The 17,813-nt window shown below is 62.9% G+C and carries 16 protein-coding genes; 15 read left to right on the top strand and 1 reads right to left on the bottom strand.

The annotated features are described in order from the left end of the window. The first annotated feature begins 14 nt into the window (after positions 1 to 14). The 15 genes from cysG to KMZ68_RS23170 all read left to right on the top strand — a co-directional run bounded on the left by cysG (position 15) and on the right by KMZ68_RS23170 (position 16,557). Complete coding sequence (gene cysG / locus KMZ68_RS23240) at positions 15 to 1,451, top strand: siroheme synthase CysG (protein WP_215613457.1); 1,437 nt, start codon at positions 15 to 17, stop codon at positions 1,449 to 1,451. Beyond that, positions 1,448 to 1,762, top strand: coding sequence for a DUF2849 domain-containing protein (locus KMZ68_RS23235; protein WP_215613456.1), 315 nt, complete (start codon positions 1,448 to 1,450; stop codon positions 1,760 to 1,762). The genes cysG and KMZ68_RS23235 overlap by 4 nt, the downstream gene beginning before the upstream one ends. An 11-nt stretch (positions 1,763 to 1,773) precedes the next feature. Continuing rightward, positions 1,774 to 3,429, top strand: a complete 1,656-nt coding sequence (locus KMZ68_RS23230) for a nitrite/sulfite reductase (RefSeq protein ID WP_215613455.1) — start codon at positions 1,774 to 1,776, stop codon at positions 3,427 to 3,429. Then, the gene (locus KMZ68_RS23225; RefSeq protein ID WP_215613454.1) at positions 3,416 to 3,931 is read left to right on the top strand and encodes a DUF934 domain-containing protein; all 516 of its coding nucleotides are present in this window, start codon (positions 3,416 to 3,418) and stop codon (positions 3,929 to 3,931) included. The genes KMZ68_RS23230 and KMZ68_RS23225 overlap by 14 nt, the downstream gene beginning before the upstream one ends. A 35-nt stretch (positions 3,932 to 3,966) precedes the next feature. Further along, positions 3,967 to 4,668 (top strand): phosphoadenylyl-sulfate reductase, encoded by a 702-nt coding sequence (locus tag KMZ68_RS23220; RefSeq protein ID WP_215616445.1) that lies wholly within the window; start codon positions 3,967 to 3,969, stop codon positions 4,666 to 4,668. 125 nt (positions 4,669 to 4,793) lie between these two features. Continuing rightward, positions 4,794 to 5,783 carry a sulfate ABC transporter substrate-binding protein gene (locus tag KMZ68_RS23215; RefSeq protein WP_215613453.1) on the top strand — a complete coding sequence of 330 codons (990 nt, stop codon included), beginning with the start codon at positions 4,794 to 4,796 and terminating at the stop codon, positions 5,781 to 5,783. Between the two features lie 78 nt (positions 5,784 to 5,861). Continuing rightward, positions 5,862 to 6,653: a sulfate ABC transporter permease subunit CysT gene (gene cysT / locus KMZ68_RS23210; protein ID WP_249779666.1), complete on the top strand. Its 792-nt coding sequence runs from the start codon at positions 5,862 to 5,864 to the stop codon at positions 6,651 to 6,653. A gap of 5 nt (positions 6,654 to 6,658) precedes the next feature. Beyond that, positions 6,659 to 7,528, top strand: coding sequence for a sulfate ABC transporter permease subunit CysW (gene cysW, locus KMZ68_RS23205; RefSeq protein WP_215613451.1), 870 nt, complete (start codon positions 6,659 to 6,661; stop codon positions 7,526 to 7,528). Continuing rightward, a complete protein-coding gene (locus KMZ68_RS23200) occupies positions 7,518 to 8,561 on the top strand; it encodes a sulfate/molybdate ABC transporter ATP-binding protein (protein ID WP_215613450.1) in 1,044 nt (347 codons plus the stop codon). The genes cysW and KMZ68_RS23200 overlap by 11 nt, the downstream gene beginning before the upstream one ends. 73 nt (positions 8,562 to 8,634) lie before the next feature. Continuing rightward, positions 8,635 to 9,129 carry a CAP domain-containing protein gene (locus tag KMZ68_RS23195; protein WP_371741385.1) on the top strand — a complete coding sequence of 165 codons (495 nt, stop codon included), beginning with the start codon at positions 8,635 to 8,637 and terminating at the stop codon, positions 9,127 to 9,129. Between the two features lie 102 nt (positions 9,130 to 9,231). Continuing rightward, on the top strand, positions 9,232 to 10,410 hold the full coding sequence (locus KMZ68_RS23190) for a DUF3734 domain-containing protein (protein WP_215613449.1): 1,179 nt from the start codon (positions 9,232 to 9,234) through the stop codon (positions 10,408 to 10,410). Positions 10,411 to 10,415: 5 nt separating this feature from the next. Continuing rightward, complete coding sequence (locus KMZ68_RS23185) at positions 10,416 to 11,204, top strand: 3-hydroxybutyrate dehydrogenase (protein ID WP_215613448.1); 789 nt, start codon at positions 10,416 to 10,418, stop codon at positions 11,202 to 11,204. Between the two features lie 427 nt (positions 11,205 to 11,631). Further along, a complete protein-coding gene (locus tag KMZ68_RS23180) occupies positions 11,632 to 14,019 on the top strand; it encodes an arylsulfatase (protein ID WP_215613447.1) in 2,388 nt (795 codons plus the stop codon). A gap of 46 nt (positions 14,020 to 14,065) precedes the next feature. After that, positions 14,066 to 15,472, top strand: a complete 1,407-nt coding sequence (gntH, locus tag KMZ68_RS23175) for a guanitoxin biosynthesis MBL fold metallo-hydrolase GntH (RefSeq protein ID WP_249779460.1) — start codon at positions 14,066 to 14,068, stop codon at positions 15,470 to 15,472. 68 nt (positions 15,473 to 15,540) lie between these two features. Continuing rightward, the gene (locus KMZ68_RS23170) at positions 15,541 to 16,557 is read left to right on the top strand and encodes a CobW family GTP-binding protein (RefSeq protein WP_249779459.1); all 1,017 of its coding nucleotides are present in this window, start codon (positions 15,541 to 15,543) and stop codon (positions 16,555 to 16,557) included. Positions 16,558 to 16,577: 20 nt separating this feature from the next. On the opposite strand, the gene KMZ68_RS23165 is transcribed toward KMZ68_RS23170, so the two are convergent. After that, a complete protein-coding gene (locus KMZ68_RS23165; RefSeq protein ID WP_215613445.1) occupies positions 16,578 to 17,768 on the bottom strand; it encodes an acyltransferase family protein in 1,191 nt (396 codons plus the stop codon). Positions 17,769 to 17,813 lie beyond the last annotated feature (45 nt).

The following is a 17,813-nucleotide window of genomic DNA, read 5'->3' as shown; positions in this document are numbered from 1 at the left end:
GCAGCGAGTTTCGCATGCGATTTCTGCCAGTCTTTCTCGACCTGCAAGCCGGTCCGGTGCTGCTTGTCGGCGCCGGCGATCTGGCGCAGGCGAAACTGCGCCTGCTGGCAGCGGCGGGCGCGCGCATCCGCTACTTCGCGACCGACGGCCAGCATGACCTGAGCGGGGTTGGCGCCGACGAAGCGGCGCGGATCGAGCGCGCGGAAGGCGATCCCTTGACCGCCGATCTGAGCGGCGTGATTGCGATCCTGTGCGCCGGCGCCGGCGACATCGGGGTTGCGATGTCGGTGCGGGCCAAGTCGGTCGGTCTTCCCGTCAATGTGATGGACGACCTCGCCCATTCGACTTTCATCTTCCCGGCGATCGTCGATCGCGGCGACGTGGTCGTTGCGGTCGGCACCGGCGGTGCTTCGCCCGTGGTGGCGCGCCGCGTCCGCGAGCGCATCGAGGCCGTGCTGCCGGCGCGCATCGGCGACCTCGCCAGCTTCATCGGCCGCTGGCGCAAATCGATGCACCAGCGCTTGCCCGAGATGGCGCTGCGCCGCCGCTTCTGGGAGCGCGTGGTCGACGGTCCGATCGGCGCGCTGGTTCTCGCCGGGCGCAAGGATGAAGCCGAAGCGGCGCTGAAGAATATTCCCGATCCCGCAGCCTTCGCCGGCGCGTTGGCATCAGGCCAGGCCGGGGGCAGCGTGACGCTGGTCGGCGCCGGACCCGGCGACCCGGATTTACTCACCATCAAGGCGCTGCGCGCGCTGCAGGACGCCGACGTCGTGTTCCATGACGAACTGGTGTCGCCGGAAATTCTCGATCGCGTGCGCCGCGATGCCTCGCGCGTGCCGGTCGGCCGCCGCGTCGGCAAACCCGGCATCGGCCAGGACGCCGTCAACAAGCTGTTGATCGATGCCGCGAAGTCGGGGCAGCGCGTGGTGCGCCTCAAGGGCGGCGACAGTTTCGTGTTCGGCCGCGGCGGCGAGGAGGTCGAAGCGCTGCGTGCGGCCGGCGTCGCCTGTTCGGTGGTGCCGGGAATTACCGCAGGCCTCGGCGCCGCGGCGCAATTCGAGGTGCCGCTGACCTTCCGCCACGAGGCGCTGCGCATCACCTTCCTGACCGCGCACAAGGCCAGGGACGCCGAAACCGTCGACTGGTCCGCGCTGACCGACGAGAAGATGACGGTGGTCGTCTATATGGGAATGACCGCTGCGCCGTCGGTTCGCGCCGGCCTGCTGGCGGCCGGACGTTCGCCGCAAACCCCGGTCGGCGTGTTCGCGCGGGTGACGCGGCCGGACGCGCAGGCCGCAGTCGGGACCTTGCAGGAGCTTCCCGGCCTGATCGAGAAGATCGACGGCGGTCCCGCCATTCTCATCATCGGCGACGTGGTCGCGCACTCCGCGCCATGGCGCGAATCCAATCTCAATCAAGTGATCTCCAAACTGCTGGAACCTGCCGCATGACCTCTCCGTTGCAACAAAAGATCAAGATAACCGGCCCCTCCGTCGTGACCGCCAACCGCACCTGGGATGGCATCGTGATCTGGCGCACGGCCGAAAAAGGCTGGTCGGCCGAGCTGTCGGATGCGGCGATCGTCCGCACCGCCGACGAAGCCCGGGCGCTGCTGGCCGAATCGGTCGCTGACGACGTCGGCGCGGTCGGCGCCTATATCGCGCCGGTCGAGGTCAAGGACTCCGGCAAGATCAAGCCCGGCAATCTGCGCGAACACATCCGGCTGCAGGGCGTCACCATCGATCTGCCGGTTCCGGCATAAGGCATCAGTCAATGTACGCATATGACGAACTCGACCGCACGCTCATCAACGAACGTGTTTCGGAATTTCGCGATCAGGTGAAGCGCCGGCTGTCCGGCGAACTCACCGAGGACGAATTCAAGATGCTGCGGCTGCAGAACGGCGTCTATTTGCAGCTGCACGCCTATATGTTCCGGGTCGCGATCCCCTACGGCACGCTGTCGTCGGCGCAGTTGCGGCGGCTCGCCCATGTGGCGCGGAAATATGACCGCGGCTACGGCCATTTCACCACCCGGCAGAACATCCAGTTCAACTGGATCAAGCTTGCCGAACTGCCGGACGCGCTGGCCGATCTCGCCGAAGTCGGCATTCACGCCATGCAGACGTCAGGCAACAACACCCGCAACGTCACCTCGGACCAATGGGCCGGCGTGGCGCCGGGCGAGATCGAGGATCCCCGGATCTGGTCCGAACTGCTGCGGCAATACACTACGCTGCATCCGGAATTTTCCTTCCTGCCGCGCAAGTTCAAGTTCGCCATCACCGCGTCCGCGCACGACCGGGCGGCGATCAAGGTGCACGACATCGGGCTGCGGCTGCACAAGAACGCGGACGGCGAAACCGGTTTCGAGGTGCTGGTCGGCGGCGGCCTCGGCCGCACGCCGTTCATCGGCAAGACGATCAAGGCGTTCGTGCACGGCCACGATCTCCTCAGCTATGTCGAGGCGATCCTGCGTGTCTACAACCAGTACGGCCGCCGCGACAACATCTACAAGGCGCGCATCAAGATCCTGGTGCACGAGCTCGGCATCGAGAAGTTCGCCAGGGAGGTCGAGGACGAGTGGCTGCAGATGCGCGACAGCGCGCTGGCGATCGACGATGCCGTCATCGAGGATATCCGCTCGCGCTTTTCCTATCCGGCCTACGAAAAACTGCCGCATATGCCGGAGGAACTGAAGAAGGCGGCGCATGATCCGCTGTTCGAGCGCTGGCGCAAGAACTCGGTGTTCACGCACAAGGTTCAGGGCTATTCGATCGTGACGCTGTCGCTGAAGCCGGTGGGCGGACCGCCGGGCGATGCCACCGCCGACCAGATGGACGCGATCGCCGATCTCGCCGACCAATATTCCTTCGGCGAAATCCGCGTCAGCCACGAGCAGAATCTCGCGCTGCCCCATGTCGCCAAACGCGATTTGCCCGCGCTGTGGAAAGCGCTCGACAAGATCGGCGTGGCGACCCCGAACATCAATCTGGTCTCCGATATCATCGCCTGCCCGGGGCTGGACTACTGCTCGCTCGCCAATGCGCGGTCGATCCCGATCGCGCAGGAACTGACGCGGCGCTTCGCCAATCACGACACCGCCAATCTGATCGGGCGGCTGCACATCAACATTTCCGGCTGTATCAACGCCTGCGGCCATCATCACGTCGGCCATATCGGCATTCTCGGCGTCGAGAAGAACGGCGAGGAATTCTACCAGATCACCGTCGGCGGCCGCGCCGACGAAAAGGCCGAAGTCGGAACCTTGATCGGGCCGGCGGTGCCCTATGGCGAAGTCGCCGACGTGGTCGAGGATATCGTCGAGGCTTATCTCGCGCTGCGCGCGCGTCCCGACGAGCTTTTCATCGACACGGTGAAGCGGCTCGGCGTCGAACCTTTCAGGGAGCGGGTCTATGCCACTCGTTAAGAGCGGAAAAATCACCGCCGATGCATTCGTTCCTGTGGCCGACGATGCCGAGCTTCCGGGCGATGGCGCGATCCTGATCTCCGCGGCGCGGCTTCTCGGCGATGCCGAGGCGTTGTCGCGCCGCGCCGGCAAGCTCGGGGTGGTCTGGCCGAACAACCGCGACGTCGACGATCTCGTGCCCTGGCTCGACCGGCTTGCGGTGGTCGCGCTGGCGTTTCCGAGCTTCCGCGATGGCCGCGCCTACAGCCAGGCGCGAATGCTGCGGGAGCGCCACGGCTATCGCGGCGAGTTGCGCGCCACCGGACAGGTGCTGCGCGACCAATTCGTATTCATGCTGCGGGCGGGCTTCGACGCCTTCGAGGTGACGAAGGAAGGCGACGCGGAAGCGTTCGCCGCGACCGTCAAGCGCTACTCGGTGTTCTACCAGCCGACCGGCGACGGCCGCATCACCGCGCTGCACCGGCGGATGCAGCTGCGTCATTCGGAGAGCGCCGGCCAGTGAGTACTCTTGCACATCAGGCATCATCGGAGCGCGCCGTGCGCCCGGCGGGCTTGCCGGCAGCCGACGAACTCGATCGTGCGCTCCGCAACGCCGCGCCGGCGGAAGTGATCGCAGCCGCCCTCAAGGCCGTCGGCCGCGAGCGCCTCGCGCTGGTCTCGTCGTTCGGCACCGAATCGGCGGCGCTGCTCAAGGTGATGGCCGATGTCGATCCGGCGATACCGGTGATCTTTCTCGACACCGGATGGCTGTTCGAGGAGACGCTGGCTTATCGCGACACGCTGATCGCGACCCTGGGACTGCGCGATGTCCGTTCGATCAAGCCGCTGGAAGAGACGCTGACGCGCGAGGATCCGGAGCGTGAATTGTGGTTCTCCGATCCCGATGCCTGCTGCCGCATTCGCAAGGTGGAGCCGCTGGCCCGGGCGCTGGCGCCGTTCTCGGCCTGGATCAACGGCCGCAAGCGTTTCCAGGGCGGCCTGCGCGCCGACATTCCAGTCGTCGAAGACGACGGCATCAGGCTCAAATTCAATCCGTTCGCCAACGTTTCGCGCGAGGACATCGAGGCGATCTATTCGCTGGCAAAATTGCCGCCGCATCCGCTCGCCGCGTCCGGGTTTCTCTCGGTCGGCTGCATGCCCTGCACCAGCCGAACCTCGGCGGGAGAGGATGCGCGCGCCGGCCGCTGGCGCGGCAGGACCAAGACAGAATGCGGCATTCACACCGTCAAGACTTCATAGGACAATGACGCTGCCGCACCGCAAACAAAGAAATGCGGTTTCGTTGACTTGAAGCGCCTTCATCGCGAGTTATGTCCCTCGTGCTTTCGATGACAATGCCGTCGTCTGGCCGGATGGAGACTGGGATGGTTCGTCGTATTTTGCCGGTGGTTGCGGGATTGCTGTGGGCGAGCTCGGCGCTCGCTGCCGATGTTTCCCTGCTCAACGTGTCCTATGACCCGACGCGGGAACTCTACGCGGATTTCAACAAGGCGTTCGCCGCGGCCTACCAGAAAGAAACCGGCAAGAGCGTCGAGATCAGGCAGTCGCATGGCGGCTCCGGCTCGCAGGCGCGCGGCGTGATCGATGGGCTGCAGGCCGACGTGGTTACGCTGGCGCTGGCCTATGACGTCGACGCCATCGCCGGCAAGGGCCTGATATCGGCCGACTGGCAGAAGCGGTTGCCGCAGAATGCCTCGCCCTACACCTCGACCATCGTGTTCCTGGTGCGCAAGGACAATCCCAAGGGCATCCGCAATTGGGACGATCTGGTCAAATCCGGCGTCAGCGTCATCACGCCGAACCCGAAAACCTCCGGCGGTGCCCGCTGGAACTATCTGGCCGCTTGGGGCTACGCATTGAAGAAATTCGAATCCGCCGGCAGGGCCAGGCAATTCGTCGGCGACCTCTACAAGAACGTGCCGGTGCTGGATACCGGTGCGCGCGGCTCGACCGTCACCTTCGTCGAGCGCGGCGTCGGCGACGTGCTGCTGGCCTGGGAGAACGAGGCCTTCCTCGCCCAGCGCGAATTCGGCAAGGACAAGTTCGAGATCGTGTCGCCGCCGCTGTCGATCCTGGCGGAGCCGCCGCTGGCCGTGGTCGACAAGGTTGCCGACAAGAAGGGCACCCGCGAGGCCGCCGAGGCCTATCTGAAGTATTGGTATACCAGAGAAGGTCAGGAAATTGCCGCGCGCAATTCCTATCGTCCGCGCGATCCCGAGGTCGCGAAGCAATACGAGAAATCCTTCGCCAAGGTGGAATTGTTCACCATCGACGAGGTGTTCGGCGGCTGGACCCGGGCGCAGAAGGAACACTTTGCCGAGGGCGGCGTTTTCGACCAGATCTACAAGAACTGATCCGGTGAAGCGGAAGCAGAGGGCATTGTGAGCGGAGGGGAGGGACGGCGCAGTACATTGCCAGGCTTTGGTCTCACCATGGGACTGACGCTGACCTGGCTGTCCGTCATCATCCTGATTCCGCTCGCCGGCCTGTTCCTGAAGACCTTCGAGCTGAGCCTCGATCAGTTCTGGGCCATCCTCACCAGCCGCCGTACCCTGAATGCGCTGAGGATTTCGTTCGGCCTCGCCTTCGCCGCCGCGCTGGTCAACCTGGTGATGGGCACGATCATCGTCTGGGCGCTGGTGCGATACCGGTTTCCGGGCCGCCGGCTGTTCGACGCCATCGTCGATGTTCCCTTTGCGTTGCCGACCGCGGTGGCCGGCGTCGCATTGACCTCGCTGTTTGCGCAAAAGGGCTGGCTGGGGGCGCCGCTGGCCGAACTCGGCATCAAGGTGGCATTCACGCCGGTCGGCATCTTCATCGCCATGATCTTCATCGGCATTCCCTTCGTGGTGCGGACGGTGCAGCCGGTGCTGATCGATCTGGACGCCGAAATCGAGGAAGCCGCCGCCAGCCTGGGCGCCAATCGCTGGCATACGGTTTCGAAAGTGATCCTGCCGAGCCTCACTCCGGCGCTGCTGACCGGCTTCGCGCTGGCGTTCGCGCGCGCCGTCGGCGAGTACGGTTCGGTCATCTTCATTGCCGGCAATCTGCCGAACGTCTCTGAAATCGCGCCGCTCCTGATCGTGATCCGGCTGTCGGAATTCCGCTATGCCGACGCGACCGCGATCGCCGTCGTGATGCTGGTGGCATCGTTCCTGATCATATTCGCGATCAACCGCCTGCAGCGTTGGGCGCAAATCCGCATCCCGGCGCATGGAGGCTGACCCGGATGAATCAGCCGCAACTCTCGCTCAGCTCGGCGCAGGACGATCTTCGGACCGAGCCGAAGTTCGTCCGCATCGTCATCATCGTGGTCGCGGTGGCGTTCCTGACGGTGTTCGTCGTTCTGCCGCTGGTCGTGGTATTCGCGCAGGCGTTTTCCAGGGGAGTCAGCGCGTACTTCGCGGCGCTTTCCGATCCGGAAGCGCTGTCGGCGATCAGGCTGACGCTGACGGTGGCGGCGATTTCGGTCGGCCTCAATCTGGTGTTCGGGGTGGTCGCAGCCTGGGCCATTGCCAAATTCGACTTTCGCGGCAAGACCTTCCTGATCTCGCTGATCGATCTGCCGTTTTCGGTGAGCCCCGTCATTTCGGGCCTGGTGTTCGTGCTGCTGTTCGGCGCGCAGGGCTATTGGGGGCCGTGGCTGCAGGCCCACAACATCCACGTGCTGTTCGCGGTGCCGGGCATTGCGCTGGCGACCATTTTCGTGACGTTCCCCTTCGTCGCGCGCGCCCTGATTCCGCTGATGCAGGAGCAGGGCACCCAGGAGGAAGAGGCCGCGATCTCGCTCGGCGCCTCGGGCCTGCAAACCTTCTTCCGCGTCACTTTGCCCAATATCAAATGGGGCGTGTTATACGGCGTACTGCTATGCAACGCGCGGGCGATGGGCGAGTTCGGCGCGGTGTCGGTGGTGTCGGGCCATATTCGCGGCGAGACCAACACCATGCCGCTACTGGTCGAGATCCTCTATAATGAATACCAATTCGTATCGTCGTTCGCGATTGCCTCGCTGCTGGCGATGCTGGCATTGATCACGCTGGTGGCGAAGACCATTCTCGAACGGCGTCTGGACGAAGGGCACATTCCGCGTGGCGATTGAAGTCAAGAACATCGTGAAGAAATTCGGCGCGTTCGCCGCTCTCGACGGCGTCGACCTGAAGGTCGCCAACGGCGAACTGCTGGCGCTGCTCGGGCCATCGGGTTCGGGCAAGACCACGCTGCTGAGGATCATCGCGGGACTGGACTGGCCTGATTCCGGCGAGGTTTCATTCGACGGCGAAAATGCGCTCGCCCACGGCGCCAGCGAGCGACACGTCGGATTCGTGTTCCAGCACTACGCGCTGTTCCGGCACATGACGGTGTTCGAGAATGTCGCCTTCGGCCTCAGGGTGCAGCCGCGCGCGGTCCGCAAGGACGAAGCCGCGATCCGCGCCCGCGTCAAGGAATTGCTGGATCTGGTGCAACTCGACTGGCTGTCGAGCCGTTATCCGAGCCAGCTGTCCGGCGGTCAGCGCCAGCGCATCGCGCTCGCCCGGGCGCTGGCGATCGAGCCGCGCATCCTGTTGCTCGACGAACCCTTCGGCGCGCTCGACGCCAAGGTGCGCAAGGAGCTGCGGCAATGGCTGCGCTCGCTGCATCACGAGATCAACGTGACCTCGATCTTCGTCACCCACGATCAGGAGGAGGCGCTCGAAGTCGCCAACCGGGTGGTGGTGATGGACAAGGGCCGCATCGAGCAGATCGGCACGCCCGGCGAGGTCTACGACAATCCGGCGACCGCCTTCGTGCACGGCTTCATCGGCGAATCCATCGTGCTGCCGGTGGAGGTGCAGAACGGCTGCGTCCGGCTCGGCGGCAAGCCGCTGAATATCGGGGCGGACGGCATCGTTTCCGGCGCCTCGAAACTGTTCGTCCGCCGCCACGACATGGCGATCGGGCCGGCCGGCAGCGGCGCGTTCGAGGGCGCGGTGCGGCATGTCCGCAGCTTCGGCCCGATCCAGCGCGCCGAAGTCGCGCTGTCGGCGGGCGAGGGCACCACCGTGATCGAGATCGACGCGCCCCGGGACCGGGAATTGCAGCCGGGCGAGATCGTGGGATTGCAGCCCCGCCGCTACCGAATTTTCGCCGCCTAAAGCCCGGAAAGTTCACCATTCAGCCACGGTTGGTATGCAACAACAGCCCGTTCGGTTGGGGGAATCTCGAATCATGCGGGCGATCATCGCCATTATCGGGCTGTTGGCGCTGGGCGGCTGCGTCGGGGATGCGCCGGTTCCGGATCAGCCGACTATGTATCTCAGCATGGCCAATGGCGGGGCCACGCTCGATCCGCAGGCGGCGGCCTCCATGATCTCGCTCTACCGGCAGAACAACGGCCTCGGCGCCGTGGCGGTCGACCCCGAACTGATGAAGCTCGCCGAGCAGCAATCGCAGGCGATGGCGAGCCGCAACAAGCTCGACCACGACGTCAAGGGTCCCCTGGCCAAGCGGCTGAACGGGTCCGGATACCCGGCGACGATGGCGGTGGAAAACGTGTCGGCCGGATATCACACCCTGGCGGAAGCCTTTTCCGGCTGGCGCGACTCGCCTCCGCACAAGGCCAACATGCTGAAAAACGGTGTCACAAAATTGGGCATCGCGGCGATCTATGCTCCAAATACCAAGTACAAGGTATTCTGGACGCTCATTCTTGCATCAACATAGGCGCGATAACCGCGGCGTGATCCTGCTTCGCGGCTTCGATGATTGACGCCGCCGCCAACTGACGCCACGGTACCACCGTTGTTTGATAGTTGATCTGATGTCATGACGGACAGCCTCCATCCATCGCCAGTACGAACGCCCGCGCAGGCGCAGCGCGTGCTCGTCCTGCAGGGCGGCGGCGCGCTCGGCTCCTATCAGGCCGGCGCCTATCAGGCGCTGTGCCATCACGATTTCGAGCCGGAATGGATTGCCGGCATCTCGATCGGCGCCATCAACGCCGCGATCATCGCCGGCAATCCACGTGAAAAGCGGGTGGATCGTCTCAAGGAATTCTGGGAGATGGCTTCCTCGCCGGTGCCCTGGAATCCGGTCACGTCAGGCGACCGTGCGCGATCGCTGTTCAACGAGACCAGCGCGGCCCTGATCGCGACCTTCGGCGTTCCCGGCTTCTTCTCGCCGCGTGTTCCGCCGGCGCCGTTGTGGCCCCCGGGCACCCCGCAATCGCTGAGCTATTACGACACCGCCCCGCTGAAAACGACGCTGGAGCGTCTGGTCGATTTCGACCGCATCAATGACCTGCAGACGCGGATCAGCGTCGGCGCGGTCAGCGTGACCACGGGCAATTTCAAGTATTTCGATAATTTCGAGATGAAGAAGATCGGCAAGAGGATCGGTCCCGAACACATCATGGCGTCGGGGGCGCTGCCGCCGGGCTTTCCATCGGTCGAAATCGACGGCGAGCATTTCTGGGATGGCGGCATCGCTTCCAACACGCCGCTCGACTACGTGCTGGATGAGGAGCTCGACCGCGACCTCCTGATCTTCCAGGTCGACCTGTTCAGTGCCCGCGGTCCGCTGCCGGTGTCGTTGCTCGAGGCCGCGGAACGCGAGAAGGACATCCGCTTCTCCAGCCGCACCCGGATGAACACCGACAAGAACAAGCAGGTTCACAACACCCGCAAGGCGCTGCGCGAATTGATCGGCAAGCTGCCGGACTATCTCAGGAACGACCCGTCGGTCGAAATTCTCTGCGAAGCCGCCAGGGAAAGCACCGTTACGGTGGTGCATCTGATCTACCGCAGCAAGAACCACGAATCCAATTCCAAGGATTACGATTTCTCACGCGTCGGCATGGTCGAGCACTGGGGCGCGGGCACGCGCGACGTTCACCTGTCGATGCGCCACAAGGACTGGCTCGATCAACCGCAATCCGGCGAGACCATGGTGACTTACGATCTCACGGGGGACGTTACCTGGCCCCTCTACGGCAAAAAGGAGTAGACGCAATGGGTAAGTTGACAGGCAAGACCGCTGTTGTGACCGGCTCGACCAGCGGCATCGGGTTGGCATATGCGCGCGCCTTTGCCGGCGCCGGCGCCAATATCGTTCTCAACGGCATGGGCGCGCCCGCCGACATCGAGAAGGAGCGCGCCGGCATCGAGAAGGATTTCAAGGTCAAGGCGGTGCATTCGCCTGCCGACATGACTAGGCCCGCGGAAATCGCCGAAATGGTCGCGCTCGGCGAAAAGACCTTCGGCTCGGTCGACATCCTCGTCAACAATGCCGGTATCCAGTTCGTGTCGCCGATCGAGGAGTTCCCGCCGGAGAAATGGGAAGCGATCATCGCGATCAACCTGTCGTCGGCGTTCTACGGCATCCGCGCCGCGGTGCCGGGCATGAAGAAGCGCGGCTGGGGCCGCATCATCAATACGGCTTCGGCGCATTCGCTGGTGGCCTCGCCGTTCAAGGCGGCCTACGTCTCGGCCAAGCACGGCATCGCCGGCCTGACCAAGACCGTGGCGCTGGAACTCGCGACCTTCAAGATCACCTGCAACTGCATCTCACCCGGTTACGTCTGGACTCCGCTGGTCGAGAAGCAGATTCCCGACACCATGAAGGCGCGTAACCTGACCAAGGAACAGGTCATCAACGACGTGCTGCTGCTGGCGCAGCCGACCAAGGAGTTCGTCACCTCCGAGCAGGTGGCCGCGTTGGCGCTGTTCCTCTGCGGCGACGACGCAGCGCAAATCACCGGCGCCAACCTGTCGATCGACGGCGGCTGGACCGCGGCGTAGGGCCGTCACAGGAAGCATCCAGTATCTTGCAACTTTAGAGGTGAATTGCGGTAACGGCGATTGCTGGATCGCCCGCTGGAGCCTTTCATCCGGCCGGCCAAAGGCCGGACACGAGATCAATAGGGAACTTGGGCGTGCGCTCACTCGTTGAGATGGATGAGCAGCGCTTGGCCCATGTTCGACGCTTTACGGACTCATGTCCGACATTTTTCGTCAAATTCTAATATGCAGGCGAGGTCACGCAAATTGCGTGTTCAACAGTTGTCCTTGATGCAGATCAATGCGGTGCAACCTCACGCTGCGCTATTGTGAAAGCTTGGATCGCTCGTCACTGCCCGGCTGATCTGGAATTCCCCCGGCAGGTTGTTTCATGCCGAGGCCCTTGTTGTCCCGCGGGGCAATCGTTGCCTGGGAGAGAGGTGTTGCCATGCGCACCCACAACATGAACCCAACGCGCGCGACGCTCTACCAGGCACGCACTTGGACGGCAACCGGACTGGTGCTGGCTGTCGCGACACTCTTCAGCTGCGTTACATCGGCGCAGGAAGTGCTGCCCACGCCACCGGCGCCCTTCAAGGGGCAGATTGGGCTGAGCGCCAAAGACTCGAAGTCCGATTTTCCAGTGCCGGTGCAGGCCGCCAAAGGCGCACCCAACATCATGGTAGTGTTGCTGGATGACGTCGGCTTTGGGGCATCGAGCACGTTCGGCGGCCCCATAGAGACACCGACCCTGGAACAGCTGGCGAAGAGCGGCCTGCGCTACACTCAGTTCCACACCACTGCGCTCTGCTCGCCCACCCGCGCGGCCCTGCTGACCGGGCACAATCACCACTCGGCGCATACCGGAGTGATCATGGAGCAGGCCACGGGCTTTCCGGGCTACGACAGCCTGATGGGGAAGGACACCGCGACCGTCGGCGAAATCCTGAAGCAAAAAGGCTGGAACACCGCCTGGTTTGGCAAGAACCACAATGTGCCGGACTGGCAGAGCAGCCAAGCCGGGCCATTCGATCTCTGGCCGACTGCTCTTGGCTTCGAGCATTTCTATGGCTTTGTAGGCGCGGAAACCAGTCAGTGGCGACCCGCGGTGTTCGAAGGAACTAAGCCTATTCAGCCTTACCTTGGCAACCCGGATTATAACTTCGACTACGACATTGCGGACCAGGCCATCAATTGGGTGCGCAACCAAAAAGCCGTAGCCCCCGACCGGCCGTTCTTTCTTTATTACGCTCCCGGGGCCACCCACTCGCCGCACCACCCGAGGAAGGAATGGATTGCAAAATACAAGGGCCAGTTCGACCAGGGCTGGGACAAGGTGCGCGACGAAACCCTCGCGCGGCAGAAGAAGCTGGGCATTGTGCCGGCCAACACCCAGTTGACCCAGCGCAGCCAGGGTATCCCGGGTTGGGATTCATTCAACGCTGAACAGAAACAGCTCTTTGCCTACATGATGGAGGTGTACGCCGGCTACCTTTCCCAGACGGACTACAACGTGGGCAGGGTCGTGGATGCAATTGCGCAATTGGGCCAGCTCGACAACACGCTGGTCATTTACATCGTCGGCGACAACGGCGCCAGCGCCGAGGGCATGACGCAGGGGTCGCTCAACGAAATGGCGACGCTGAACGGAATCGAAGAGGATTACAAAGAGGTCCTCAAACGCAAAGAGGATATTGGCACGTGGAAAACCCATAACCACTACCCGACCGGCTGGGCCCATGCCATGGATGCGCCTTTCCAGTGGACCAAACAGATCGCCTCGCACTATGGCGGCACACGTAACGGGATGGTCATTTCCTGGCCTGCCCGCATCAAGGACGCGGGCGGCATCCGGCCGCAGTGGCATCACACGATAGACATCGTGCCGACCATTCTGGACGTATCCGGTCTGCAACAGCCCTCTATCGTCAACGGCGTGGCGCAGAAGCCCATCGAGGGCGTAAGCATGGCCTACACCTTCGACAATCCCAAAGTGCCATCCACTCGCCGGACGCAATATTTCGAGATGTTCGGCAACCGCGGCATCTATCACGATGGCTGGTTGGCCGGTACGACTCCGCACTTTGCGCCCTGGGAGGACCCGTTCAACGCAGCGCCGGTCGATGTCGTCAGCGGCTACAAGTGGGAGCTCTATAACGTCGCCGAAGATTTCAGCGAAGCCGTCAACCTCGCGGATAAGCACCCTGACAAACTCAGAGAACTGCAGTTGCTGTTCTATGCGGAGGCCGCCAAGTATAACGTGTTGCCTCTGGACGACAGCAAGGTTGCACGAATGGACGTGGCCCTTCGTCCCAGCCTGACCCGCGGGCGCACCGAGTTCACCTACTACGGAAGCCTTACGCGCATTCCCGAGGGTGCGGCGCCCGACGTGAAGAACAAATCGTTCCGTATCGCGGCCAGCGTGCTTCTCCCGAAGGGAGGAGAACAAGGCGTTGTGCTGACGCATGGCGGGCTCTCCGCCGGCTACGCGCTGATGTTCAAGGACGGAAAGCCGGTTTTCCATTACAATCTGGCGAACGTCGCGCACTTTAATATTGTGGCCAAAGATGCCCTTACGCCCGGCAAGCACGACGTCGTCTTTGACTTCAAATACGACGGCGGCGGCATCGGCAAGGGCGGCACCGGGACGCTTAGCGTGGACGGCAAACAGGTCGCTGCGGGCCGCATCAACGCAACCATACCCGGGCGCTTCAGCTTGGATGAAACATTTGATGTGGGCGAAGACACTGGCACGCCCGTAAGCGAGGACTACGACGTGCCATTCAAATTCACCGGCAAGATCGAGAAGGTCGTTGTCAACCTCGGCGATAGGTGAGCGTCGCCGACTGTTCCTTATGAATCAAGGACGGAAGGAGATGATCGTGGACTCCGAAGACAAGACGGAGAGAAACACTCTTAGCCGGCGTGAAATGCTCAAGGCGGTCCCTCCTGCCGTCGCCGGCATGGCAGCAGGGGGCGTGGTTTCGGCTGAAGCTGCCGAGGAAAACAAGCCCGCGACCGGCGAAACGAATGCATACGGGGCGCCTCCCGGCACTGGCATCTCGATGCCGCCCTACTATCTGCCGACGCCGTCAGTCAAGAACCGCAACAACTATTTCCCGCAGAGCGAGCCGCTCGGCCCGGACGAGATGCGCATCATCTTCATGGGCAGCCAGCCCTGGCCGCCACGGCTCTCGCAGGCCGGCACCTGCATCATGGTGGAACTCGGCACCAGCAAGCGGCTCTTCTTCGACTTCGGTCCCGGCTGCCTGCGCAATATCATCGCCAACCAGGTGCCGGTACCGGAAATCAACGATATCTTTCTGACGCACCTGCACCTCGATCACTACGCCGACATACCTTATCTGTGGCAATTCGCTCCCTTCAATGGCCGCTGGAAACCGTTACGTGTCATTGGCCCCTCGGGCCGCACCGCGGCGCTTGGCACCAGGGCGATGTGCGAACACATGGAGAAGATGGGCGCCTGGACTTCGCACCAGGCGGCTGGCATGCCGATGGCGGACGGCTACGAGATCGAGGTCACCGAGTTCGACTTCAGGGACGACGGTGGCGTCTGCTACGACAAGGATGGCGTGAAGGTGACCCACTGGCGGCGCTCGCACGCCGCCGACGGTGCCTCCGCCTATCGGCTCGACTGGAACGGGCTTTCCTTCGTCTGGACCGGCGACGGCAAGCCGGACCAGCTCACCGCCAAGTATGCCAAGAACGTCGACGTGTTCGTCACCGAGATGGCCGTGGACATGGTCAGCCTGTGGGCCTTGAAGCAAGGTGTTTCGCCCTATATCGGGGCTTGGACGATCGATAATTTCCACACGATGCACTATGCCGTCGGCTACCTGGCGAACCTGGTGCAGCCGCGACTCGCGATGGCCACGCACGTCTCCTTCGACCGCGAACTGATCGGCGAGATGACCGCCGGTGTCCGGATGCACTACAAGGGCATGTTCGCGTTCGGCATTGATCACACCGTGGTCAATGTCACCAAGGATCGTGTCTGGATTCGCGAGGCCGCGCTGCCGGAGACGTCCAACGTCGCCCGACCGAGCATGGAATGGATGATCCAGAACAATTTTGGCGGCAACATGCCGACTGAAATGACGGTGAAAAGCCCGTTCCTGGCCAATCAGGAGCAGTCGATTCGCGACCTCGAGATTGATCCCGCGCTGTTCACACCGAAGGACCAGATGCGGCAATGGGCCCGGATGCCGGCGGAGATGAAAATCGACATAGCTGACTTTCTCGGCGGCGGCCAGGCACCGAAGAAATAGCGAGAACGTCGGCCAGCTCCCGTCGCAGCTGGTGCGGTGGGGCTGCGTCAGTGAGGAGTATGCTGGCGATGGACTATATTGACCACGATACCGCGGTCAGCCCGTCACCGATCCCGGTGACCATCCTCACTGGCTTCCTGGGTGCAGGCAAGACAACCCTGCTCAACCGCATCCTCAACGGCGATCACGGTCTGAAGGTGGCCGTGCTGGTCAATGATTTCGGCGCAATCAACATAGACGCCGAACTTGTCGTAGGTGTCGAGAGCAATGTCATCAGCCTTGCCAACGGCTGCATCTGCTGCACCATCCGCGACGACCTCATCGAGGCGGTGATGGAGACGATCAGGCGGCCGGAACAGCCTGAATACATCCTGCTGGAAGCCAGCGGCGTGGCCGAACCATCCGGCATTGCCATGACCTTCAACAATCCCGGCTTGCGCGACCGCATTCGGCTGGACTGCATCCTGTGCGTGGTCGATGGCGAGCAGGTGTTTGCCGCGCCGGAGATGATGGAATTGAAGATCTTCCAGATGGCCTGCGCCGACATGATCATCCTGAATAAGGTCGACCTGGTGGATCGGGATCAGATCGCCAAAATCAAGGCTTGGCTGGACAGCCGCTTCCATCGTTACAGGCTTATCGAAGCAAGCCACTGCAACGTGCCGTTGGAAGTCTTGCTGTCCGTCGGCCGGTTCGACCCGACGCAGGTGGACTCATGCCTGCACGAGTTGGAGCGCTACGACTGCGGCGACCCTAACTGCGATCATGAACACAAACACGATCATTCGAAAGCCTTCAGCACCTGGAGCTATGAGACGGACCAGCCTTTGTCGCTAGAAGCGCTGCGGCAAGCGGCGTCAAAGCTGCCGGCGAACATCTACCGCGCCAAGGGTGTGATCTACGCTGCCGACGCCCCGGAGCGTCGCGCGGTGTTGCAGGTGGTCGGCCGGCGTGTGGACATTTCGCTGGAGGATGAGTGGGAAAGACGCCGGCCTCGGACACAGATCGTGGCCATCGGAGCATGCGGTGCCATCGACGAGGAAGCATTGCACCACGAGCTTGCGCAGTGCCTGAGCACTCGTTGAAGCTTTTCTCCGGGCGCAAATCACTGGCGCCACCATCCTGCTCGCTGCAGCCTGGCAACCGCGGGCCTGGCCATGTCGCGCAATTTCCGGACCCACCACTCGTCCAGACGGGCCAGCGGGTAGGCGGCCGCCAGGGTAAGCGCGATCAGAACCACGAATGCCGCCGGCGCTGCGACGGTGTCGCCGAAGCGAGCGGCCAGGTAGGAATGGGTTGGCGAAACGAGCCCGAGCAAAATCGGCAGATGCACGAGATAGATTGGAAATGACAGCCGTCCCACCAGCGCGGCGGTTGGTCCGGCGAGGCTCCTGCGCAGCGGATCACAAAACAGCACCAGCAGCAAAATGGCGGCCGCAGCGACGCCATGCACCAGCGGCTCGGTGTCCGACCATTCAAAGCGCTTCATGAAAGCATAAAAGCCGACGGGCTTCGAATATCCGTCATAGCCGCAAAGCACGACCGCCAGACCGGCAGTGCCGAGAGCAATGGGTACCCGCCTGGGATGCATGAAATTCAGGGCGGAAGCGATGGCGTTGCGCTCGACATAGATTCGCGCGATCAGAACCCCGGCAACCGGCATGGCATAATAGAAGCCGCCTTTGCCGGTCATCGTCGCGGTCAGCAAGACCACGGTTGCGCCAATCGCCATCGCGCGGAACAGCGATTTCTGGAACATCAGGACAAGAGCTGTCGCGTAAGCGGCAAAGTTGCCGAACAGCTCGTAATGCATCGTCCACAGCGCCCCGTTGAAGCTGGCGCTGCCATCGAAGAATGTCCAGAACACGCCCTCGGCCAAGGCGCTGCCGAGGACAAATGTATCCGGCCTGAATGCGCTGGCGCCGAACCATGTACGGTCCTGGTAAAGTCCGAGCATCAGGAACATCGCCGACAGTACATTCACCGCGGCCGCCAGCGGGACGAGGCGCGGCCATCGCTTGAAGACGCCGACAACGAGCTGGCTCCAGTCGCGCTTTTCCATGGCGCGGAAGGTCAGCACAAAGCCGGACAGCACGAAGAAGATCGCCACTGCCGCCGTGCCGTTGACCAACGCAAACAGCGGCGTCCGCACCAGTGCGATCGGATCGTCGGGGAAATTCCGCCCGTGCAGGCGCGGTGCAACAACCAGCAGAAAATGATGGAGCAGCACCATCACGGCGGCAACGCCGCGGAGCGCCTCCAATTCGATGAGCTTGCTGCTGTCGACCTTCAACATCCGCTTGCAACGCGCCTTATCTCATGAGCGGACGGCATGGCCGAA

It is taken from the genome of Bradyrhizobium sediminis, from assembly GCF_018736105.1.
Lineage (GTDB): Bacteria > Pseudomonadota > Alphaproteobacteria > Rhizobiales > Xanthobacteraceae > Bradyrhizobium.
Note: the sequence above shows the minus strand (reverse complement) of the source record. Positions and strands in the feature narration are given on the sequence as shown.